The organism is Pseudomonas chlororaphis subsp. chlororaphis (assembly GCF_003945765.1).
Taxonomy (GTDB): Bacteria; Pseudomonadota; Gammaproteobacteria; order Pseudomonadales; family Pseudomonadaceae; genus Aquipseudomonas; species Aquipseudomonas chlororaphis.
In genome coordinates this window covers 595,855-616,460 of sequence record NZ_CP027712.1, presented here as the reverse complement: position 1 = coordinate 616,460, position 20,606 = coordinate 595,855, and the positions used below count along the sequence as shown (strand labels likewise).

The following is a 20,606-nucleotide window of genomic DNA, read 5'->3' as shown; positions in this document are numbered from 1 at the left end:
CAAGCCTCGCACCTATCTGCTTCTGTAGGAGCGGCCGGTCGACGCTCGATTGCCCGCGATAGCAATCTGCAGAACACCGCAGAGCGCCCGAGCCACCGAACAACTCCCCAGAAACGACAAAGCCCGCTGATCAGCGGGCTTTGTCCTGGAACCGCAACACTCAGAAGCGGAACACTTCCATATCCGTGCGGATAGGCGTGGCCATTGGAATCTTCGGCTGCTTCTCCTGCTCGGCCGGCTTTGCCGCCGGCGCAGGCGCCGCCTTGCGGGGTACCTCGGCTACCGTAGGCTGGTTGGCCAGCGGCTTGAGGGCACCCGACAGCTGCTCGGCCAAGCGTTGCAGCAATACGCCCTGGGCCTGGACCTGGGACGCGGTGGTACCCGCATGCTGCTCCTGCAGATGAACGATACGATTGTCGCGAACCTGCCCACGGCGATCGATCAGGCGCCATTGCGCATCGAGAACCGCCGGTTGCGAGGCGCCCGAATCCAGGCGAGTGATCGACAGCAACACCTGAACATCCGGAGTGAAACCGGTGCTCGCCGGCGCCAGCACTACACGCTGGCTGTCCAGCTGGCCGGCGACCTGACGCAACAGCAACTGATCGATATCGGAAGACAGGCTGCCGGCCCAGCGACCGTCGGTCGAAGCCTGCAGGCTGCCGTCGTTCTGACGTTGCAGCAAGGTTTCACGTTGCAGGTAGTCGGCAACCAGTACCGGCCCCAGCAATACGGCCATACCGGCGCTTTGTGCCGGTTGAGCTGGACTTCCGCTGTCCAGCTGATACAGCGACACCGGCTGGTGTACGCTGCAACCCGCCAGGCCAAGAACGCCAGCGAGCAAGAAAACAAGAGGAAGGCGCAGAGCAGTCATCATCCCATCCAGGTGGCGGCCACAAGGCTAGCCACAGTGTAAATACTCAAAATAACCCTGAATAACGCTCAGCCACGCCGGCGCTTGAAAGCGCATATCATCCGTGAATATGCGCCATGACTCCAGTGTTGTAGCGCCGATCTACCGGTTAAATCGCAGATCGGACGCTCTAACCCGCATCAATTGAGAGTTTCTACCAACAACGCATCCACTCGCTGGAAGCCTCGTGGCAACTTGTTACCCCGGCGACCGCGCTCGCCCTTGTAATGTTCGAGGTCATCGGCCTTGAGCGACAGAGTACGTTTTCCGGCCTGCAGCACCAGTGTCGCGCCTTCCGGCAGTACCGCGATATCGGTCACGTACTCCTCGCGGCTGGCCACTCGCTCACCCGGAATCCCGATGATCTTGTTGCCCTTGCCCTTGCCCAGCTGCGGCAGGTCGCTGATCTTGAACACCAGCAAACGCCCTTCAGTGGTCACCGAAGCCAGCCAGTTCTGTTCACGATCGCTCACCGGCCGCGGCAACAGCACCTTGGCGTTGTTCGGCAGACTCAACAACGCCTTGCCGGCCTTGTTCTTGGCTTGCAGATCCTCGCCCTTGACCACGAAGCCGTAACCCGCGTCGGAGGCGATCACGTACAGCGCCTCGTCGTCCGGCAGCAGCACGCATTCGAAACTGGCCCCAGGCGGAGGTGTCAGGCGTCCGGTCAGCGGTTCACCCTGGCCACGGGCCGATGGCAACGTATGCGCCGCCACCGAATAACTGCGCCCGGTGGAGTCGATAAACACCGCGAACTGGTTGGAGCGCCCGATGGCCGAGGTCTTGAAGCCGTCGCCGGCCTTGTAGGACAGCCCCGTGGCGTCGATATCATGCCCTTTGGCGCAGCGTACCCAACCTTTTTCCGACAGAACGATGGTGACCGGCTCGGTCGGCATCAGCTCGTTTTCCGACAGGGCCTTGGCCTCGGCGCGCTCGACGATCGGCGAACGACGGTCGTCGCCGTAGGTTTCGGCGTCCTGCAGCAATTCGGTGCGCACCAGCTTCTTCAGCTTGGCTTCGCTGTTGAGCAGGGCTTGCAGCTTGGCTTGCTCCTTGAGCAGTTCGTCCTGCTCGGCGCGCAGCTTCATCTCTTCCAGCCGCGCCAACTGACGCAGGCGGGTATCGAGGATGTAGTCGGCCTGCACTTCGCTCAGGGCGAAACGCTCGATCAGCTTGGCTCGCGGCTGGTCCTCGGTACGAATGATGTGGATCACTTCATCCAGGTTGAGGTAGGCGATCAGCAAGCCGTCCAACAGGTGCAGGCGGCGCTCGACCTTGTCCAGGCGGAACTGCAGGCGGCGGCGCACCGTCAGTACGCGGAACTCCAGCCACTCCACCAGCAAGGCACGCAGGTTCTTCAGTTGCGGCTTGCCGTCCAGGCCGATGATGTTGACGTTGACCCGGTAGCTGGATTCCAGCTCGGTGGTGGCGAACAGATGCTGCATCAGCTCGTCAGGATCGACCCGGTTGGAACGCGGAATGATCACGATCCGGCATGGGTGCTCGTGGTCCGACTCGTCACGCAGGTCGGCGACCATCGGCAGCTTCTTGGCCTGCATCTGCGCGGCAATCTGTTCCAGCACCTTGGCGCCGGACACCTGGTGCGGCAGGGCGGTGACGATGATGTCGCCATCCTCGATGCGATAGACGGCACGCATGCGCACCGAACCGCGACCGGTTTCGTAGATTTTCAGCAGGTCGGCGCGCGGCGTAATGATTTCCGCCTCGGTCGGATAGTCCGGGCCCTGAATGTGCTCGCAGAGCTGTTCGACCGTGGCCTTGGGCTCATCCAGCAGGCGCACGCAAGCGGTGGCGACTTCACGCAAGTTGTGCGGCGGCACGTCAGTGGCCATGCCCACGGCGATGCCAGTGGTGCCGTTGAGCAGGATATTCGGCAAACGTGCCGGCAATACCAGGGGTTCCTGCAGGGTACCGTCGAAGTTCGGCCCCCAGTCCGCAGTGCCCTGGCCCAGCTCGCTGAGCAGCACTTCGGAGTAACGCGACAGGCGCGCTTCGGTGTAACGCATGGCGGCGAAGGACTTGGGATCGTCCGGCGCACCCCAGTTACCCTGGCCGTCCACCAGCGTGTAGCGATAGCTGAAAGGCTGCGCCATCAGCACCATGGCTTCGTAGCAGGCCGAGTCGCCGTGGGGGTGGAACTTACCCAGCACGTCACCCACCGTACGGGCGGACTTCTTGTGCTTGGAATCGGCATCCAGCCCCAGCTCACTCATGGCGTAGACGATACGCCGCTGTACCGGTTTCAGGCCGTCGCCGATATGCGGCAAAGCACGGTCCATGATCACGTACATGGAGTAGTTGAGGTAGGCATTTTCGGTGAAGTCAGCCAGCGATCGGCGTTCTACGCCATCCAGGCTGAGATCCAGGGAGTCGCTCATGCGGGCCTCATCAGTTCGTTGTCTGGCGCAGCAGCAAAGTGCCGCCGCGCTGGGTAAATTCAAGTTTTTTCAAAGCGCTCATGCCCAGCAACACCTGCTCGCCACCCAGGCCCGGCGCCACCAGCGCACGGACATCGCGCAGGACGATATCGCCCAGTTGCAGGCGGTCGAGGCGGGTTCGATAACCCTCGCTACGACCGTTGGCGGTACTCAGGGTCACCGGTGCGCCCTTCTCCAGGCCAAGACGCTCGGCCAGCCCGGACGGGATCGACACATCGGTCGCTCCGGTATCGAGCATGAAACTCACCGGCTGGCCGTTGATCTGGCCGCTGGCGACGAAATGCCCCTGGCCGTTGCCAACCAGTTTCACTTCGATGTAACCCTCATGTTGTTGCGAAGTGACGACAGCATTGGGGTTCTCCTGACGCTGTTCCCACTCGCCAAAAAACCGTGTCGCCAGAAACAAGCCGGCGCCCCAGGCCAGCACCAGCAGCACGCGCCCGGCCCGTTTGCCCGGTGGCTGCTGGCTCACGGCTTGGCACTCCAACCGCCCTCGGGCGCGGCGAAGCGCCAGACGATCGGGCGTTTTTCACCGTCGGCACGGGCTCCGGTGTTGTTATCCACACCGATCCAGGCGCCGTCGGCATCCACCACCAGGGCCTCGGTCAGGCCATAGGCCTGTGGATAACGCCGGTTTTCCTGCAACGCCTCGGCGGCAAACGACCAGCAACGCTCGACCTTGGCCGTCGACGCATCACGACGACAGACCTGGAACGCATTGCGCTCGAGGGTGAACAACTTGCCCTCGAACAGCGACAGGTCGGCGAAATCCCGGGACACCGCCTTGGCCTTGGGCATCTGTGGTGGCTGCATTTCCAACCCGGCCTCGCTGAGCAGCACACAGCCGCCGTCGCAATCCCAGACGCTCTGCTGGCGCTTGATCAACAGCAGCCCGCGGCGCTCGCGCTCGGCGGCCAGCCAGATCCGGTCGCCGGCCGGGTTGACCGCCAGGCCTTCGAACAAGGCATTGAAGTGCAGCAACATACCGCTGGCCCGCGCTTCGCGCACCATGATCGGCGAAATCTTCAGCCAGGCGGCCGAACCCGTCGGCGGCAGCTGCAACACTGCCGCGTGGGACTCACTGACCACATACTTGTTGCCGGCGCTGTCGCAGGTAATGCCCTCGAAATCCAGGTCGCCGCCGCGCACGAACGACGCGACCCAGGTGCGAGAGTTCAAGCCCCAGGGCAAACCGCTGTCCGGCACCGGCGGCACGTCGATGCGCACGGTTTCGGCCTGCCAGACGCGGTCGCTGGTATCGAGCCGATAGATCTGATCGTCGTCGCGGTCAGAGACCGTCCACAGCTCCTTGCCGCACAACGCCAGCCCCGACAGGTTGCCGCCACGCATGCCGTCCACCGGATGCTCGGCCAGCAGCCTCAACTCGGGCAAGGGGTCGGCCATCGCCGAGGTTGCCAATAGCAGTAACGCCAGGGCAAAGCCTCTGCGCATCAGGCCAGAACCTCGGCCAGGTTGCCCTTGGACTCCAGCCAGCTCTTGCGATCGCCGGCGCGTTTCTTCGCCAGCAGCATGTCCATCATTTCCGAGGTCGCGGCGAAGTCTTCACCGAGGGTCAACTGCACCAGGCGCCGGGTGTTCGGGTCCATAGTGGTTTCGCGCAGTTGCGGCGGGTTCATTTCACCCAGGCCTTTGAATCGGGTGACCTGCGGCTTGCCACGCTTCTTCTCGGCCACCAGGCGATCGAGAATGCCGTCGCGCTCGGCTTCGTCGAGGGCGTAGTAGATCTCCTTGCCCAGGTCGATGCGGTACAGCGGCGGCATCGCCACGTAGACGTGACCGGCGTCCACCAGCGGACGGAAATGCTGGACGAACAGCGCGCAGAGCAGCGTCGCGATGTGCAAGCCGTCGGAGTCGGCGTCGGCGAGGATGCAGATCTTGCCGTAGCGCAGCTGGCTCATGTCCTCGGCGCCCGGGTCGACCCCGATGGCCACGGCGATGTTGTGCACTTCCTGGCTGGCCAGGACTTCGCTGCCGTCGACTTCCCAGGTGTTGAGGATCTTGCCGCGCAGCGGCAGGATCGCCTGGAATTCCTTGTCCCGCGCCTGCTTGGCCGAACCACCGGCGGAATCACCTTCCACCAGGAACAGCTCGGAACGCATCGGGTCCTGGCCGGCGCAATCCGCCAGCTTGCCTGGCAATGCCGGGCCCTGGGTGATGCGCTTGCGCTCGACCTTCTTGCTGGCCTTGAGGCGACGGCCGGCGTTGCTGATGGCCAGCTCCGCCAGTTGCATGCCCAGTTCCGGGTTGGCGTTGAGCCACAGGCTGAACGCGTCCTTGACCACGCCCGAAACGAAGGCGGCCGCCTCGCGGGATGACAGGCGTTCCTTGGTCTGGCCGGAGAACTGCGCGTCCTGCATCTTCATCGACAGAACGAAGGCGATGCGCTCCCAGACGTCTTCCGGTGCCAGCTTCAGGCCACGCGGCAGCAGGTTGCGGAATTCGCAGAACTCGCGCATGGCGTCCAGCAGGCCCTGGCGCAAACCGTTGACGTGGGTACCGCCCTGGGCGGTCGGAATCAGGTTGACGTAGCTTTCTTGCACGCTGTCGCCGCCTTCCGGCAACCACAGCAGGGCCCAGTCCACCGCTTCCTTGTTACCGGCCAGGCTGCCGCAGAAAGGCTCGGCCGGCAGGCGTTCGAATTCGCTGACCGCGTCCACCAGATAGGAGCGCAGGCCGTCTTCGTAATGCCACTCGACCTTCTCGCCAGTGCCTTTGTCTTCGAAGCTGACCAGCAGCCCCGGGCACAACACGGCCTTGGCCTTGAGCACATGCTTGAGGCGGCTGACGGAGAATTTCGGCGAATCGAAGTATTTCGGATCCGGGGCGAAGTACACGCTGGTCCCGGTATTGCGCTTGCCGACGCTGCCGACCACTTCCAGCTCGGTGGCCTTGAAGCCGTCGGCGAAGGTCATCTGGTATTCGTTGCCATCACGCTTGACCCGCACCCGCACCTGGTTCGACAAGGCGTTGACCACGGAAATACCCACCCCGTGCAGACCGCCGGAGAACTGGTAGTTCTTGTTGGAAAACTTGCCGCCCGCATGGAGCTTGGTGAGGATCAGCTCGACACCGGACACGCCCTCTTCGGGGTGAATGTCCACTGGCATGCCGCGGCCGTCATCGGACACTTCCAGGGAATGGTCGGCATGCAGGATGACCTGGATCGACTTCGCGTGCCCCGCCAGGGCTTCGTCGACACTGTTGTCGATGACTTCCTGGGCGAGGTGGTTCGGCCGGGTGGTGTCGGTATACATGCCCGGGCGTTTGCGCACCGGGTCGAGGCCCGAGAGGACTTCGATGGCGTCTGCGTTATAAGAGCTAGCGCTGGGAGTGGCCATGGGGTCTCGTCGTTAGTCGTTCAATGAAATAGAAGCGAGGGTTCACAGCGAGGTGAAATCGATCGCCTGGTACTGATCCGGGCCAATGCCGGCAAAATTCAATAACGCCGGCAATTGTCCGGCAAAACCCTGGAAACTATGGTCGCCGCCGGCCTGGATGCGCAAGGCACAGGCTCGGTAATACAGCTGGGCGCTGCGATAGTCCAGCGTCTCGTCACCTGTCTGCAGCCAGACCTGGAACCGCTGCGGGTCCTGGGGCGCCGGCACTTCCAGCTCGGCCAGGGCCGTCACGTGGTCGTGGGTCAATTCCCAGGTTTCCCCGGTATAGAGGTTGGTCTGCGTGCCCAGAAAGCCATCGAACATCCGGTGCGGACTGACCGCGGGGTTGATCAGCAGGGCTTTCAGGCCGTGACGCTCGGCAAGGTGAGTCGCATAGTAGCCGCCGAGAGAGCTGCCGACCAGCAGCGGCCGTCCGAGCTCGGCAATCGCCTGTTCCAACTGGCCAATGGCCTCGCGTGGATGATGATGCAAGGCCGGCACCCGCAGCTGTTCACCGCGGCCGATCGCCTCCATGACAGCGATCAGCTGGCTGGCTTTCTTCGACGCCGGTGCGCTGTTGAAGCCGTGGATATACAGGATCGAACCGGACATGCGCACTCCCTTTGCATCGTGCAAAAAGGCGCAGTTTACAGGGTGTATCGCCGCTTGACTTGTGTTCAGGTGTATCCCTTTGTCCTGCCGCCGCAGACTGCGGCTCCGGGCCGGAATCAGTAGCCGTCGCTGCCGTAATCGACCTCAAAATCGAAGCCGGTGACCCGCTCGACACCGGTTTCCAGGCGCCCGTCGGGCAGCAGGCGCAGCCAGCGATAACCCGGCGCGGTCTCGCCGACCTTGAAATCCTCGCTGCCCGGTTCGAACTGGATGCAGGTCGAGGGCGACGCCAGCAGGCGCAAAGGCCCTTGCTGGCGGTCGATTTCCTGATGCACATGGCCCCAGAGCACCGCGCGCGCCTGTGGAAAGCGCTCCAGCACGGCGAACAGCGCATGCGGATTGCGCAGCCCGATGGGCTCCATCCAGGCGCACCCGATGGAGACCGGATGATGGTGCAGGCATACCAGGTGATGGCGTTCGGGGGCTTCGCTCAGGGCACTGGCGAGCAGCTGCAATTGATCGTCCTGCAGATAGCCCGGCACCGAACCGGGTACGGCCGAATCGAGCAGGGTGATCCGCCAGTTGCCGATGTCCACCACCGGCGCCAGCAACGAACTCTGGGTCGCCGCCTGCGCCATGATTTGCGGCTCGTCGTGGTTACCGGGAATCCAGCGCGCCGGCGCCGGAATCTGCCGGGTCATGTCACGAAACAGCTGATAGGACTGCAGCGTACCGTCCTGGGACAAATCGCCCGTGGCCAGCATCAGGTCGATCCGCGGTTGCTGTTCCAGCACCAGGTCGATCACCCGCTGCAGGCTGTCGCGGGTATTCATGCCCAACAGCGTGCCGTCCGCTTCGGCGAACAGATGGCTGTCGGACAACTGCACCAGCAACACGGGATCGTCGGTGGTCAGAGTGGATACGCTCGGCAAGGCGGCCTCCCAGGGCGTGTCACGGGAAGTGAGGAATGGGGGCAATTATGCTGGGGGAAATTCAAAAGAGGAAACCGGCGAACCGGACGCAGTTCACATCTACCGCACGGCCTCGAACTCATGACCGCAAGCCAGGCAGTGGCTCAGCCATTCACCGAGAAACACATTGAGCTGGGCCTTCTCGTCCGGCTGGTGCATGAAGGCATTCGGATACGGATAGATGCCACGAAAGCGCCGAGCATGCTCGGCACTGATGACCTCGGCCATGCGTGCGTCGTGGTAGACCTGGACCTCCAGCTGCGGCACCGGCAGCCAGGGCAGGCTGTGCTCCTGACGCACCTGCAGGGTGGTGGTGTAGGGACAGGCCAGCAGCACCTCCAGCGCCAGCACGCCCAGCATCTGGTCGCCCTGGGTCACCGCGATCCGCCGCGCCACCGGCTGGTTGCGCATGTCGGGCAACAGGCGCATCAGCCGGGCATAGTTGGCCTCGCAGGACGCTTGCAGCCCCACGAGATCGACCCGATAGCGATCGCGCACTTTGTTTACGACCATAACCCCCTCACTTCAACGCGGTTCAAAGCCAGCCATTGCAAGGCAATAATGCTCGCCGCGTTGGAAATCCGCCCATCCCTTACCGCCTGCAGTGCGTCTTCGAAAGCCCAGACCGACACACGGATATCCTCCGCCTCTTCCTCCAATCCGTGCAGGCCACCGGCACCGCTGCTGTCGCAGCGCCCCAGGTACAGATGCACGAACTCGGTACTGCCCCCCGGCGACGGGAAATACTGGATCATCGGCCACAGCGCGGAGAATGTCAGTCCAGCTTCCTCCTGCGCCTCGCGGTGAGCAACTTCTTCCGGCTGCTCGTCCTTGTCGATCAGACCGGCGACCAGCTCGATCAACCAAGGGGTCGCGGTTTTCCCCATGGCGCCGACACGAAACTGCTCGATCAACACCACTTCATCGCGTTGCGGATCGTATGGCAGGACGCAGACAGCATCGTGACGGACAAAGATTTCACGACTGATTTCGCGCCCCATGCCACCGGCAAACAGCTCGTGGCGCAGGTGCACACGGTCGAGCTGATAAAAACCCTGGAAGCATTTCTCGCGCCGAACGATATCGACAGTGGTCGGCGTGGTGTTGGCAAAGTCCGTCATAGCAATCCTCGTTTCCTGCAATTCGATCCGAGGCTCCCCCTCGACTTCGCGCCATCCTAACGCGCCGCTGACCGATGATGCAGCCCCTTTGCCATCAGCGGGATAGACGGCAAGGGGGCAAACCTAATCTAATTGCCTCTATTGAGCTTAGTGGCGAACTGATTGCCCCGCAGGCAGTCGAAGCCGGTAACTTTTGCCTACCTCTGGTTTATCAAGGACGCACATGTCGCTTCTTAAAATCGCCTCCGTGGCTTGCCTGGCCCTGACTCTGGGCGCCTGCCAAAGCCTGTTCCAACCCAGCTATCAAAAGCCCCTGCAAAGCACCAGCGACAAGTCGGAACAGATCAAGCCCGGCTGCAGCAATCAGGATTGCCCGCTGGTGAACATCGACACCGTGCACTTCGCCGACGAGCCGCAGCTGGACGCGCTGATTGAAAAGCGCCTGCTGCAGATGACCCGCACCACCGCGGATCAGGCTGTGCCAGCGACGCTGAACGCCTATCGGGAGAAGTTCCTGCGCGAGGCCGACAGCCGCAACAGCATGTACCTGCAAGCCAAGGTACGCGAACAGCATGACGGCCTGGTGATCATCGAACTGGCCAGCTACCTGGACACCGGCGGCGCCCACGGCACGCCCGGTCGTGGTTTCATCAACTACTCGCGCGAGCTGCACAAGGAACTGACCCTGTCCGACATGCTGCGCCCGGGCCAGGAAGCCGCGTTCTGGAAAGCCGCCCAAGTGGCTCACAACAGCTGGCTGATCAGCACCAAGCTGGACCAGGAGCCGGAGTTCATCAAGAGCTGGCCGTTCCAGAAAACCCCAAACGTGGCGCTGACCTACGGCGGCGTGATCCTCAAGTACAACGTGTCGGTGATCGCGCCTTACGCGCTGGGCCACATTGAACTGAAGATCCCTTACAACCGCCTGAACGGCATTCTCAAGCCCGAGCTGTTTCCTGGCCGTGGCTGAAGGCCCATCCCAGCAGCCCCTGCAGCAGCCCTGCCAGCACCAGTGACGGCAGGGTTGCGCCAACATCCGGATAGAAGTTGGCCAGCAGGTGATAGGTGCTGACCCCGCCCAGCCAGGCCAGCAACGCCGGCCAGCGCAAGCCCACAGACGGCACCTGTGCACTGCGCTTGCGCAGGATGAAGTGATCCACCAGCACCACGCCGAACAGCGGCGCGAACACCGAGCCGATCAGCAGCAGGAAGTTCTGATACTGGGCCAATGGCGCCAGGCAGGCGATCAGGGTACAGAGCACACCAATGGCCAAAGCCAGGTACTCGACTTTCAGGCGCAGCAGAATGCCGCTAGAGACCGCGGCCGAATGGATATCGACAAAGGCGTTTTCCGACTCGTCCAGCAGGATCAGCAACAGCGAAATCCCCAAGCCCGCGCCGGCCAGGGCCAACAACAGAGCATTGACTTCGCCACTCGGCGCAAAGGCCAGGGTGTAGGCCACGCCCAGGCTCATCAACCACAGATTGCCGATAAAGAAGCCCAGCGCCGTACCGCCAAAGACATTGCGCGCACGCTTGCCGAACCTTGAGTAGTCGGCAATCAGCGGCAACCACGACAGCGGCATGGCGATCGCGATATCGAAGCCCACGCCGAGCGGCATGGAGCCGTCGCCGGCCTGGGCCCAGAGCGCGGCCAGATCGGCCTTGGCGAACAGGTTCCAGGTCAGCCACAGGCAGGCCGCCAACAGCAGCCAGATGCCCCACTTGCGCAGGATCTTGCGTACGAAGGTCAGCGGCCCGCTGACCGCGAGCAAAGTCGCCAGCGCGCCGAAAAACAGGGTCCAGAGCAAAGGACTGGCCAGCAGGCTGCCTTCGCTGAACGCACGAGTACCCAACAGGCTGGCGGCATCGCGCATGACGATGATCTCGAACGAGCCCCAGCCCACCAGTTGCAACAGGTTGAGCAACGCCGGCAGGCTCGCGCCGTAAGTACCGAGGCTGAGCTTGAGCGCCGCCATGGACGACAGGCCGGTATCGCTGCCGATCACCCCGACTGCCGCGAGCAGCAAGACGCCGACCGCCGTACCGAGAAAGATCGCCAGCAAGGCACCGGACAGGCCCAGGCCTGGCGCCAGCAGCGCGCCAGTCTGCAACACCATCAGGCCAATGCCGAGGGAGAACCACAGGGAAAACAGATCGCGCGCGCCGAATACGCGCCTGTCGGCGGGGACCGCGAGATCGGGAGAGTAGGTGCTTCTGGATGTATTCAAGGGTGCATCTCGAAGGGACAGGGTTGGGAAACTATCCACACCCTGTAGGAGCGAGGCTTGCCCGCGATAGCGTCGTGTCAGTCACAACGCAATCGCGGGCAAGTCGGATCACCGCCCGCTCGCTCCTACGGGTGATGAGTGATCGCTTCTGGCGAAGCGATCATCAACGCAGGATCAAATCTTCTTGTACAACTGGCTGCCTTCCTGCTTGAAGCGCTCGGCCTGCTCTGCCAGTCCCTTGGCGACATCCACGTCCACCGCTTCGATGCGCTGGTTGGCCGCGTACTCACGGACCTCCTGGGTGATTTTCATCGAGCAGAACTTCGGCCCGCACATGGAGCAGAAGTGCGCGACCTTGGCCGAATCCTTGGGCAGGGTCTCGTCGTGGTAGGAGCGCGCGGTGTCCGGGTCGAGGCCGAGGTTGAACTGGTCTTCCCAACGGAACTCGAAGCGCGCCTTGGACAGCGCGTTGTCACGGATCTGCGCACCCGGGTGACCTTTCGCGAGATCCGCAGCGTGCGCGGCGATCTTGTAGGTGATGATCCCGGTCTTCACGTCATCCTTGTTCGGCAGGCCCAGATGCTCCTTCGGCGTCACGTAGCAGAGCATGGCGCAGCCGAACCAGCCGATCATCGCCGCGCCGATACCGGAGGTGATGTGGTCGTAGCCCGGGGCGATGTCGGTGGTCAGCGGGCCGAGGGTGTAGAACGGCGCCTCGTCGCAGCACTCCAGCTGCTTGTCCATGTTCTCTTTGATCAGTTGCATCGGCACGTGGCCGGGGCCTTCGATCATGCACTGCACGTCATGCTTCCAGGCGATCTTGGTCAGCTCGCCGAGGGTTTCCAGCTCGCCGAACTGCGCTTCGTCGTTGGCGTCGGCGATCGAGCCCGGACGCAGGCCGTCGCCCAGCGAGAAGCTGACGTCGTAGGCCTTCATGATTTCGCAGATTTCGTCGAAGTGGGTGTAGAGGAAGTTTTCCTTGTGATGCGCCAGGCACCACTTGGCCATGATCGAACCGCCGCGGGAGACGATACCGGTCACGCGCTTGGCGGTCAGCGGCACATAGCGCAGCAGCACACCGGCGTGGATGGTGAAGTAGTCGACGCCCTGCTCCGCCTGCTCGATCAGGGTGTCGCGAAACAGCTCCCAGGTCAGGTCTTCGGCCACGCCGTTGACCTTCTCCAGCGCCTGGTAGATCGGCACGGTACCGATCGGCACCGGCGAGTTGCGGATGATCCACTCGCGGGTTTCGTGGATGTGCTTGCCGGTGGACAGGTCCATGACGGTGTCCGAACCCCAGCGGATGCCCCAGGTGAGCTTCGCCACTTCTTCTTCGATGGACGAACCCAGGGCGCTGTTGCCGATGTTGCCGTTGATCTTCACCAGGAAGTTGCGGCCGATGATCATCGGTTCCAGTTCGACGTGGTTGATGTTGGCCGGAATGATCGCGCGACCGCGGGCGATTTCCTCACGGACGAACTCGGGGGTGATTTCTTTCGGGATGCTGGCGCCGAAGCTGTGGCCGGCATGCTGCTGATCGAGCAGACCCGCGGCGCGAGCCTCTTGCAGCTTCATGTTTTCGCGGATGGCGACGTATTCCATCTCGGCGGTGATGATGCCCTTGCGCGCGTAATGCATCTGGCTGACGTTGGCCCCGGCCTTGGCCCGGCGCGGGTTATTGACGTGGGCGAAGCGCAGCTTGGTCAGTTCGGGATCGGCGAGGCGTTCCTGGCCAAAGTTGGAGCTCAGGCCGGGCAGGCGCTCGGTGTCGCCACGGTCGTCGATCCAGGCCGAGCGTACATCGCCCAGGCCTTTGCGCACGTCGATCACCACGTTGGGGTCGGTGTATGGGCCGGAGGTGTCATAGACGGTGACCGGCGCGTTGATCTCGCCGCCGAAGTCGGTGGGGGTCACGTCGAGGCTGATTTCGCGCATCGGCACGCGAATGTCCGGGCGCGAACCCTGGACATAGATTTTTTGCGAGCGGGTAAAGGGCTGAACCGACTGCTCATCGACCTTGGCCGATTCGCTAAGGTGGGTAGCGTTTTTTAATTTTGTAGTCATCACGGGCTCTCCAGACAGCATCCAGGCAGTGGATTTTTGTCGGAGCGAACCTGTAACGAACGGACGCAACCATGGCTGGAGCCAGAGGCGAAAACCAGCTGGTGCAGTGCTTGGTGCTCGAGGGGTGTTCGATTGTCGAACAACATCCCGGACGAAGCACAAGAGGACTCGCCGGGTGACGAGAAATCTTGTTCCCTACGCAGGCGCTAACCTGATCAGGTTCAACGGGATCCGGATTATCCGATCTCAGCCTCATAGCAAGGCACCCCGACAAGAACCCGGCCAGTCTAGACAAAGCCGGTGCAGAACGCCAACCCCACGGCAAACAGCATGATGAATGGCGTAAATGCAGGATTGTTGCCCTTCGCAGGCGCATCTACACTCGATGGGTTGCGTCGAACCTTGACGCTGCACAGGCCGAGACTTAGCCTTGGCGCCAGAATTATCCTCGTAATATCAACTCTAGGGATCGCCGAATGCTGCGCAAACTCTCACTGGCCATCGCCGTGTCTTGTGCGTCCAATGGAATGGCCTGGGCAGCAGAAGCGCCCCTGACCACCAAAACCGACCTGGTCAGCGTCTACCAGGAGGCGGTGGACAACAACGCCGACCTCGCCGCCGCCCGCGCCGATTACGACGCACGCAAGGAAGTGGTGCCGCAGGCGCGCGCCGGTTTGCTGCCCAACCTCTCGGCCGGTGCCGACCTGAACAACACCCGGACCAAGTTCGACGAACCGTCGATGACCGCCACCCGCAGCGGCACCGTGTACCAGGCGACCCTGGCCCAGCCGATTTTCCGCGCCGACCGCTGGTTCCAGCTGCAGGCGGCCAAGGACGTCAACGAACAAGCCGCGCTGGAACTCTCGGCCACCGAGCAGAACCTGATCCTGCAAAGCGCCGAGAGCTATTTCTCAGTGCTGCGCGCCCAGGACAACCTGGCCTCGACCAAGGCCGAAGAGGCCGCCTTCAAGCGTCAGCTCGACCAGTCCAACGAACGCTTCGACGTCGGCCTGTCGGACAAGACCGACGTCCTGCAATCCCAGGCCAGCTACGACACTGCGCGGGCCAACCGGATCCTCGCCCAGCGCCAGGTGGATGACGCCTTCGAAGCCCTGATCACCCTGACCAACCGTCAGTACAACGCGATCCAGGGCATCGTCCACAGCCTGCCGGTGCTGGCGCCGGCCCCGAATGACGCCAAAGCCTGGGTCGATACCGCGGCCAAGCAGAACCTCAACCTGCTGGCCAGCAACTACGCGGTCAGCGCCGCCGAGGAAACCCTCAAGCAGCGCAAGGCCGGCCACGCTCCGACCCTCGATGCGGTGGCGCAATACAAGAAAGGCGACAACGACGCCCTCGGCTTCAGCAACCCGGCCCCGCTGGGCCAGCGTTACGGCAGTGACGTTGAACAACGCAGCATCGGCCTGCAACTGAGCATTCCGATCTACAGCGGCGGCCTGACCAGCTCCCAGGTCCGCGAGTCCTACTCGCGCCTGACCCAGAGCGAGCAGCGCCGTGAAGCCCTGCGGCGCCAGGTGGTGGAAAACACCCGCAACCTGCACCGCGCGGTGAACACCGATGTCGAGCAGGTCCAGGCCCGGCGCCAGTCGATCATCTCCAACCAGAGCGCCGTGGAAGCCACGGAAATCGGCTACCAGGTCGGTACGCGCAATATCGTCGACGTGCTCGACGCCCAGCGCCAGCTGTACACCTCGGTGCGCAACTACAACAACAGCCGCTACGACTACATCCTCGACAACCTGCGCCTCAAGCAAGCCGCCGGCACCCTCAATCCGGGCGACTTGCAGGACCTGTCGCGCTACCTGAAAGCCGACTACAACCCGGACCGCGACTTCCTGCCGCCGGACCTGGCCAAGGCCGCGGCGGAACAGCTCAAGGCCCGGCCGGGGCAGTAACCTGTAGCCGCTGCCGCAGGCTGTGATCCTGTCCGCAGGACACGCAAAAAGGCCACCGCGATTCAATTGAATGGCGGTGGCCTTTTTTACGACTGTTCCGATCGATCGCAGCCTGCGGCAGCGGCTACAGCAAGCGATCCAACCCGTCGAGCAGACGCTGTAGGGCGCCCTGGTTGCTGCGCATCACCCGCAGTCCGGCATCGGCCATCTTCTGCGCATCCCGGGGCAACTCGAACAGGCGCTGCACCGCCACCGCCAGGCCATGGGCATCGTCCACTTCCTGCAGGGCGCCTGCCTCGCGCAGCATTGTCGCGATCTCCAGGAAGTTGAACAGGTGCGGCCCGCTCAGCACCGGCTTGGAAAGGGCCGCCGGCTCCAGCAGATTGTGCCCGCCATTGGGTACCAGGCTACCGCCGACAAAGGCGCTGTCCGCCAGGGCATAGAGAAACAGCAGCTCGCCCATGGTGTCGCCCAGCAGCACCGAGGTGCTGGCGCTGACCGGCTCGGCGCTCGAGCGGCGAATAGTCTCAAAGCCCTGCTGCCGGCACAGCTCGAACACCGGATTGAAACGCTCCGGATGACGCGGCACCAGGATCAGCAAGGCATCCGGGTGGCTGGCCAGCAGTTGGCGATGAGCAGCCAGCACCACGGCGTCTTCGCCTTCATGGGTACTGGCGGCGATCCACACCGGGCGTTCGCCGGCTTGCCATTGCTCGCGCAGCTCGCTGGCGCGCACCAGCAGTTGCGGGTCGATGCTCAGGTCGAACTTGATCGAGCCCGTCACCTCGACTGTTTCCGAGCGCGCGCCCAGCTGGCGAAAACGCTCGGCCTCGGCCTCGGTCTGCACCGCGAACAGGCTCATTTCAGCGAGCATCGGTGCGGTCAGCTTGGCAAAGCGCCCATAACCCCGGGCCGACCGCTCCGACAGCCGCCCATTGGCCAGCGCCACCGGAATCCCGCGCTTGACGCACTGGTGAATGTGATTGGGCCACAGCTCGGTTTCCATGATCACCGCCAGCTTCGGCCGGACCCGATCGAGAAAACGCGCGGCGGCGCAAGGCAGGTCATAAGGCAAGTAGCAGTGCTGAATGCGCGGCTCGTTGGCGAACAGCGCCTGGATACGTTCCGAGCCCGTGGGGGTCATGCAGGTGACCGTGATCGGCATCTGTGGATAACGCGCCAGCAAGGCACGGATCATCGGCGCGGCGGCGATGCTCTCGCCTACCGATACCGCGTGCACCCAGATCCCGCCCGACTGCATCGCCGGCAGCCCCCAGGAAAAACGTTCGCCAATCCGCCGGGCATAGGCCGGCGCCTTGCGCGCCCGCAGCCACAGACGAATCGCCACCAATGGCAGCCCCAAGTAAAACAGCGCGGTGTAGAGAGTTCTATTCATGGCGGCGGAGTTTATCGGCTTTTTCAGCCAATCGCCCGCAAGTGCACGGCAAAACGCTCCGCCAGCCAATGCGCCGCCGGCCCCAGGGGTTCATCGCGACGCCAGACCAATTCCACCACCAGCGCCGGCGGGGTCCATTCGCTGGCCAACTCGACCATCTGGTTCTGATAGGCCGGGTATTGCACCACATGCCGCGGCAGCCAGGCCCAGCCCAGGCCGCGCATCAGCAGCTCGGCCATCGCGTAGAAGCTGTCGGCGCGCCAGACTTGCGGGCTGACCTGCTCGCCACTGGGGTAAGTGCTCAACTGCGGGGAAATCAACAACTGTCGATGCCGCCCCAGTTGCTGGCGGTCCACCTGTTTCTCGCCGGCCAACGGGTGCCCGACCGCGCACACCGTGACCATCTCGACGCTGCCCAGGGCCCGTCGCTCAAGGGCCTCGGACATCTGTTCATGGTGAAACAGCAAACCGAGGTCGGCCCGACGCTCCAGCAGCTTGCGCGCCACATCACCCTGGGCGCTGCTGGCCAGTTGGACCTCAAGACTGGGGAAACGCTCGGACAACGCCTCAAGGCTATCGAGCACCGGCTGGAAAGGCATGGCCTCGTCCAGGGCCAGCCGCAAGCGCGCCTCCTCACCCCGCATCAACGCCAGCGCCCGCCCGTTCAAGCGCTCGCATTGGCGCAGCACTTCTCGCGCCTCCGCAAGCAAGGCACGACCCGCCTCGGTGAGTTTCGGCTGGCGACCGCTGCTGCGCTCGAACAAGAGCACGCCGAGATCGGCCTCGAGCAGCGCAATCGCGCTGCTGACCGCCGATTGCGCCTTGTGCTGGTCACGGGCCACCGCGGAAAACGAACGTTGCTCGGCGACGCTGACGAACAGCCGCATCTGCTCCAGATTCCACTGCACATTCATAAGGCAACCCATCTTCAAAACAGATAGGTAATGACTTTACCCCATCTGCACAATCTCTAGAATGCCGACCTCATCAAGCAAGCCCAAACACGAGGACTCTCCCATGAACGCTTACACCTACCTGGCCATCGCCATCTGCGCCGAAGTGATCGCCACTGTTTCGATGAAAGCGGTCAAAGGCCTCAGCACTCCACTGCCGCTGCTGCTGATCATCGTCGGTTACGGCGTGGCCTTCTGGATGCTGACCCTGGTGGTGCGCACCGTGCCAGTGGGCGTGGCTTACGCGGTCTGGGCCGGCATGGGCATTGTCATGGTCAGCGTGGCCGCGCTGTTCCTCTACGGGCAGAAGCTGGATATCCCGGCAATGCTCGGCATGGCCCTGATCGTCCTGGGCGTGGTGGTGATCCAACTGTTTTCCAAGACTGCCGGGCACTGATCCATGACCGCTGCCGCAGGCCCTTCAGGAGCGCGACCGCTTCGCGCTCGATCGCAGCCTTCGGCAGCGGCTACACAAAGCGCTCCGCCAAGCGCGCCCCTGCCAGTTTGATCGCCAACAAAGCCTGCGCGGCTCGAGCCTGTATACTGCGCCCCTAGTCTTGAACACTGAGGTCGCTGCATGCCATCCGTTATTTCCACCGACGTGCTGATTGTCGGCGCCGGAGTCGCCGGCCTCTGGCTGAACGCCCGCCTGCGTCGCCAGGGCTTTTCCACCGTGCTGGTGGAGAGCGCCAGCCTCGGCGGCGGACAAAGCGTCAAGTCTCAGGGAATCATTCACGGCGGCGCCAAGTACGCCCTGCACGGCGCCCTGACCGGCGCCTCGGAAGCCATCGCCGACATGCCGCGCCGCTGGCGCGAGGCCCTGGCCGGCAACGGCGAGCTGGACCTGTCCGGTGTGCGCCTGCTGTCCGAGGCCCATTACCTGTGGTCCCCCGGCACCCTGGCCGGCAACCTCACCAGTTTTTTCGCCAGCAAGGCCGTGCGCGGGCGTGTCGATCAGGTCAAGGGCGACCAGTTGCCGCCAGCCCTGCAGGACCGTCGTTTCAAGGGCAAGGTGTATCGCCTGGCCGAATTGGTGGTGGACGTGCCGAGCCTGATCGGGCGCCTGGCCGAACTGGGCGGCGATAGCCTGTTGGCCGGGCAGAAGATCGAACCCCTGCTGGAGAACGGGCAATTGCTGGGCCTGCGGGTCGATGAGCGGGAAATCCGCGCGCAGCGCATCGTGCTCAGCGCCGGCGCCGGCAATGCCGAGCTGCTGAGCAGCCTCGGCCTGAGCCAGCCGGCCATGCAACGCCGGCCGTTGCACATGGTGATCGTCAAGGGCCCGAGCCTGAAACCGCTGTACGCCCACTGCCTGGGCGGCGGGCCGAAGCCGCGGATCACCGTGACCACCCACCCGGCAGCCGACGGCCAATGGGTCTGGTACCTCGGCGGCGACATCGCCGAAGCCGAAGGCGTGGCGCGCGAGCCGGCGGCGCAGATCGCCGCCGCCCAGAAAGAACTCGGCAACCTGTTGCCATGGGTCGATCTCAGCCAGGCGCAATGGGCCACCCTGCGGGTGGACCGCGCCGAGCCCGCGCAGTCGGGCCTGACCCGTCCGGACAATGCCTTTCTCGCCGAACAGGACCGCCTGCTGGTCGGCTGGCCGACCAAGCTGGCCCTGGCCCCGGACTTCGCCGACCGGGTGTTCGCCGCCCTCGAGCGCGACGGCATCAAGCCGGGCCCCGCGACTGCGTTGCCGACGCTGCCCAAACCCGCCATCGCCCAACCGGCGTGGGAGCAACTGCTGCCATGAGCCAAGCGACCCTGCACGACCTGCATCGCCCCTTCGGCAGCACCGGGCTGCTGGTCTCCCCACTGGGCCTGGGCACCGTGAAGCTCGGGCGCGACCAAGGGGTGAAGTACCCCAACGGCTTCCAGATTCCAGATGACGCCGAAGCCCGCATGCTGCTCAAGCTGACCCGCGACCTGGGCATCAACCTGATCGACACCGCGCCAGCCTATGGCCGCAGCGAGGAGCGCCTGGGCCCGCTGCTGCGCGGGCAACGCCAGGACTGGGTGATTGTCAGCAAGGTCGGCGAAGAGTTCGAAAACGGCCTGTCGCGCCATGATTTCAGCGCCGCGCATACCCGCTTGTCGGTAGAGCGCAGCCTGCAGCGCCTGGAAACCGACTTCATCGACCTGGTGCTGGTGCATTCCGACGGCAATGACCTGCACATCCTTGAGCAGTGCGAGGTGTACCAGACGCTGGCCGAGCTCAAGCAGGAAGGCAAGATCCGTGGCTTCGGCCTCTCCGGGAAAACCGTCGAGGGCGGCCTCAAGGCCCTGGAACAAGGTGACTGTGCCATGGTCACCTACAATCTGAACGAACAGAACGAGCGAGCCGTCATCGATTACGCCGCAGCCCACGGTAAGGGCATTCTGGTGAAAAAAGCCCTGGCCAGCGGCCATGTGTGCCTGAGCCCCGGTGTCGACCCGGTACGCGCCAGCTTCGAACTGCTGTTCGATCAACCGGGCGTCGCCAGTGCTATTGTCGGGACCATCAATCCGTTGCACCTGGCCCATAATGTCGCCACTGTCGCGCAGGTGTTGCGCAAGAACTGATGCCGCCCAC

Annotated in this window: 18 protein-coding genes and 1 riboswitch; of the genes, 5 read left to right on the top strand and 13 right to left on the bottom strand. The window is 63.6% G+C overall.

The genetic code is table 11. The annotated features are described in order from the left end of the window. Positions 1-160: 160 nt before the first annotated feature. The 9 genes from C4K27_RS02705 to C4K27_RS02665 all read right to left on the bottom strand — a co-directional run bounded on the left by C4K27_RS02705 (position 161) and on the right by C4K27_RS02665 (position 9,474). Positions 161-874, bottom strand: a complete 714-nt coding sequence (locus C4K27_RS02705; protein WP_007921414.1) for a PqiC family protein — start codon at positions 872-874, stop codon at positions 161-163. Between the two features lie 179 nt (positions 875-1,053). Next, entirely contained in the window at positions 1,054-3,312 is a 2,259-nt protein-coding gene (gene parC, locus C4K27_RS02700) for a DNA topoisomerase IV subunit A (protein WP_009041892.1), read from the bottom strand. 10 nt (positions 3,313-3,322) lie between these two features. Next, a complete protein-coding gene (locus C4K27_RS02695) occupies positions 3,323-3,844 on the bottom strand; it encodes a retropepsin-like aspartic protease family protein (RefSeq protein ID WP_053259412.1) in 522 nt (173 codons plus the stop codon). Beyond that, positions 3,841-4,824 carry an esterase-like activity of phytase family protein gene (locus C4K27_RS02690; RefSeq protein ID WP_053259411.1) on the bottom strand — a complete coding sequence of 328 codons (984 nt, stop codon included), beginning with the start codon at positions 4,822-4,824 and terminating at the stop codon, positions 3,841-3,843. The genes C4K27_RS02695 and C4K27_RS02690 overlap by 4 nt, the downstream gene beginning before the upstream one ends. Then, positions 4,824-6,731: a DNA topoisomerase IV subunit B gene (gene parE, locus C4K27_RS02685; RefSeq protein ID WP_007921422.1), complete on the bottom strand. Its 1,908-nt coding sequence runs from the start codon at positions 6,729-6,731 to the stop codon at positions 4,824-4,826. The genes C4K27_RS02690 and parE overlap by 1 nt, the downstream gene beginning before the upstream one ends. A gap of 42 nt (positions 6,732-6,773) precedes the next feature. Continuing rightward, positions 6,774-7,382 carry a YqiA/YcfP family alpha/beta fold hydrolase gene (locus C4K27_RS02680; protein WP_007921424.1) on the bottom strand — a complete coding sequence of 203 codons (609 nt, stop codon included), beginning with the start codon at positions 7,380-7,382 and terminating at the stop codon, positions 6,774-6,776. 116 nt (positions 7,383-7,498) lie between these two features. Further along, positions 7,499-8,314: a 3',5'-cyclic-AMP phosphodiesterase gene (gene cpdA, locus C4K27_RS02675; RefSeq protein WP_053259410.1), complete on the bottom strand. Its 816-nt coding sequence runs from the start codon at positions 8,312-8,314 to the stop codon at positions 7,499-7,501. Positions 8,315-8,413: 99 nt separating this feature from the next. Further along, positions 8,414-8,866, bottom strand: coding sequence for a DUF1249 domain-containing protein (locus C4K27_RS02670; RefSeq protein ID WP_007921426.1), 453 nt, complete (start codon positions 8,864-8,866; stop codon positions 8,414-8,416). After that, positions 8,857-9,474 carry an NUDIX domain-containing protein gene (locus tag C4K27_RS02665; protein WP_007921427.1) on the bottom strand — a complete coding sequence of 206 codons (618 nt, stop codon included), beginning with the start codon at positions 9,472-9,474 and terminating at the stop codon, positions 8,857-8,859. Before C4K27_RS02665 ends, C4K27_RS02670 begins: the two co-directional genes overlap by 10 nt. Before the next feature lie 223 nt (positions 9,475-9,697). Here C4K27_RS02665 and C4K27_RS02660 point away from each other — a divergent pair, with 223 nt between their 5' ends. Continuing rightward, positions 9,698-10,444: an RsiV family protein gene (locus tag C4K27_RS02660; protein WP_053259409.1), complete on the top strand. Its 747-nt coding sequence runs from the start codon at positions 9,698-9,700 to the stop codon at positions 10,442-10,444. Here the strand turns inward: C4K27_RS02660 and cytX are convergent. Both cytX and thiC read right to left on the bottom strand, forming a co-directional pair. After that, positions 10,413-11,705, bottom strand: coding sequence for a putative hydroxymethylpyrimidine transporter CytX (gene cytX / locus C4K27_RS02655; RefSeq protein WP_053259408.1), 1,293 nt, complete (start codon positions 11,703-11,705; stop codon positions 10,413-10,415). The genes C4K27_RS02660 and cytX overlap by 32 nt on opposite strands. 174 nt (positions 11,706-11,879) lie before the next feature. Further along, complete coding sequence (gene thiC / locus C4K27_RS02650) at positions 11,880-13,769, bottom strand: phosphomethylpyrimidine synthase ThiC (protein ID WP_053259407.1); 1,890 nt, start codon at positions 13,767-13,769, stop codon at positions 11,880-11,882. Positions 13,770-13,944: 175 nt separating this feature from the next. Next, positions 13,945-14,049, bottom strand: a riboswitch (TPP riboswitch). Between the two features lie 196 nt (positions 14,050-14,245). Here thiC and C4K27_RS02645 point away from each other — a divergent pair. Then, complete coding sequence (locus tag C4K27_RS02645; protein ID WP_009041884.1) at positions 14,246-15,685, top strand: TolC family outer membrane protein; 1,440 nt, start codon at positions 14,246-14,248, stop codon at positions 15,683-15,685. A gap of 124 nt (positions 15,686-15,809) precedes the next feature. Here the strand turns inward: C4K27_RS02645 and waaA are convergent, their stop codons facing one another. Continuing rightward, positions 15,810-17,081 carry a lipid IV(A) 3-deoxy-D-manno-octulosonic acid transferase gene (waaA, locus tag C4K27_RS02640; RefSeq protein WP_053259406.1) on the bottom strand — a complete coding sequence of 424 codons (1,272 nt, stop codon included), beginning with the start codon at positions 17,079-17,081 and terminating at the stop codon, positions 15,810-15,812. A 23-nt stretch (positions 17,082-17,104) separates the two neighbouring features. Next, on the bottom strand, positions 17,105-17,989 hold the full coding sequence (locus tag C4K27_RS02635; RefSeq protein ID WP_162235116.1) for a LysR family transcriptional regulator: 885 nt from the start codon (positions 17,987-17,989) through the stop codon (positions 17,105-17,107). 109 nt (positions 17,990-18,098) lie between these two features. Between C4K27_RS02635 and C4K27_RS02630 the strand changes: the two genes are divergently transcribed. From C4K27_RS02630 to C4K27_RS02620, 3 genes are all read left to right on the top strand, one after another. After that, positions 18,099-18,431, top strand: coding sequence for a DMT family transporter (locus tag C4K27_RS02630; protein ID WP_007921448.1), 333 nt, complete (start codon positions 18,099-18,101; stop codon positions 18,429-18,431). Positions 18,432-18,611: 180 nt separating this feature from the next. Beyond that, the gene (locus tag C4K27_RS02625) at positions 18,612-19,787 is read left to right on the top strand and encodes an NAD(P)/FAD-dependent oxidoreductase (RefSeq protein WP_053259404.1); all 1,176 of its coding nucleotides are present in this window, start codon (positions 18,612-18,614) and stop codon (positions 19,785-19,787) included. After that, on the top strand, positions 19,784-20,596 hold the full coding sequence (locus tag C4K27_RS02620) for an aldo/keto reductase (RefSeq protein ID WP_053259403.1): 813 nt from the start codon (positions 19,784-19,786) through the stop codon (positions 20,594-20,596). Before C4K27_RS02625 ends, C4K27_RS02620 begins: the two co-directional genes overlap by 4 nt. Positions 20,597-20,606 lie beyond the last annotated feature (10 nt).

Excerpts from the sequence above, each read along its gene's own strand:
- C4K27_RS02660 (WP_053259409.1), top strand. The coding sequence starts at position 9,698 with ATGTCGCTTCTTAAAATCGCCTCCGTGGCTTGCCTGGCCCTGACTCTG.
- C4K27_RS02670 (WP_007921426.1), bottom strand. The coding sequence starts at position 8,866 with ATGGTCGTAAACAAAGTGCGCGATCGCTATCGGGTCGATCTCGTGGGG.
- C4K27_RS02665 (WP_007921427.1), bottom strand. The coding sequence starts at position 9,474 with ATGACGGACTTTGCCAACACCACGCCGACCACTGTCGATATCGTTCGG.
- C4K27_RS02625 (WP_053259404.1), top strand. The coding sequence starts at position 18,612 with ATGCCATCCGTTATTTCCACCGACGTGCTGATTGTCGGCGCCGGAGTC.
- C4K27_RS02645 (WP_009041884.1), top strand. The coding sequence starts at position 14,246 with ATGCTGCGCAAACTCTCACTGGCCATCGCCGTGTCTTGTGCGTCCAAT.
- C4K27_RS02690 (WP_053259411.1), bottom strand. The coding sequence starts at position 4,824 with ATGCGCAGAGGCTTTGCCCTGGCGTTACTGCTATTGGCAACCTCGGCG.
- C4K27_RS02705 (WP_007921414.1), bottom strand. The coding sequence starts at position 874 with ATGACTGCTCTGCGCCTTCCTCTTGTTTTCTTGCTCGCTGGCGTTCTT.
- C4K27_RS02630 (WP_007921448.1), top strand. The coding sequence starts at position 18,099 with ATGAACGCTTACACCTACCTGGCCATCGCCATCTGCGCCGAAGTGATC.
- waaA (WP_053259406.1), bottom strand. The coding sequence starts at position 17,081 with ATGAATAGAACTCTCTACACCGCGCTGTTTTACTTGGGGCTGCCATTG.
- C4K27_RS02620 (WP_053259403.1), top strand. The coding sequence starts at position 19,784 with ATGAGCCAAGCGACCCTGCACGACCTGCATCGCCCCTTCGGCAGCACC.
- parC (WP_009041892.1), bottom strand. The coding sequence starts at position 3,312 with ATGAGCGACTCCCTGGATCTCAGCCTGGATGGCGTAGAACGCCGATCG.
- thiC (WP_053259407.1), bottom strand. The coding sequence starts at position 13,769 with ATGACTACAAAATTAAAAAACGCTACCCACCTTAGCGAATCGGCCAAG.
- parE (WP_007921422.1), bottom strand. The coding sequence starts at position 6,731 with ATGGCCACTCCCAGCGCTAGCTCTTATAACGCAGACGCCATCGAAGTC.
- C4K27_RS02680 (WP_007921424.1), bottom strand. The coding sequence starts at position 7,382 with ATGTCCGGTTCGATCCTGTATATCCACGGCTTCAACAGCGCACCGGCG.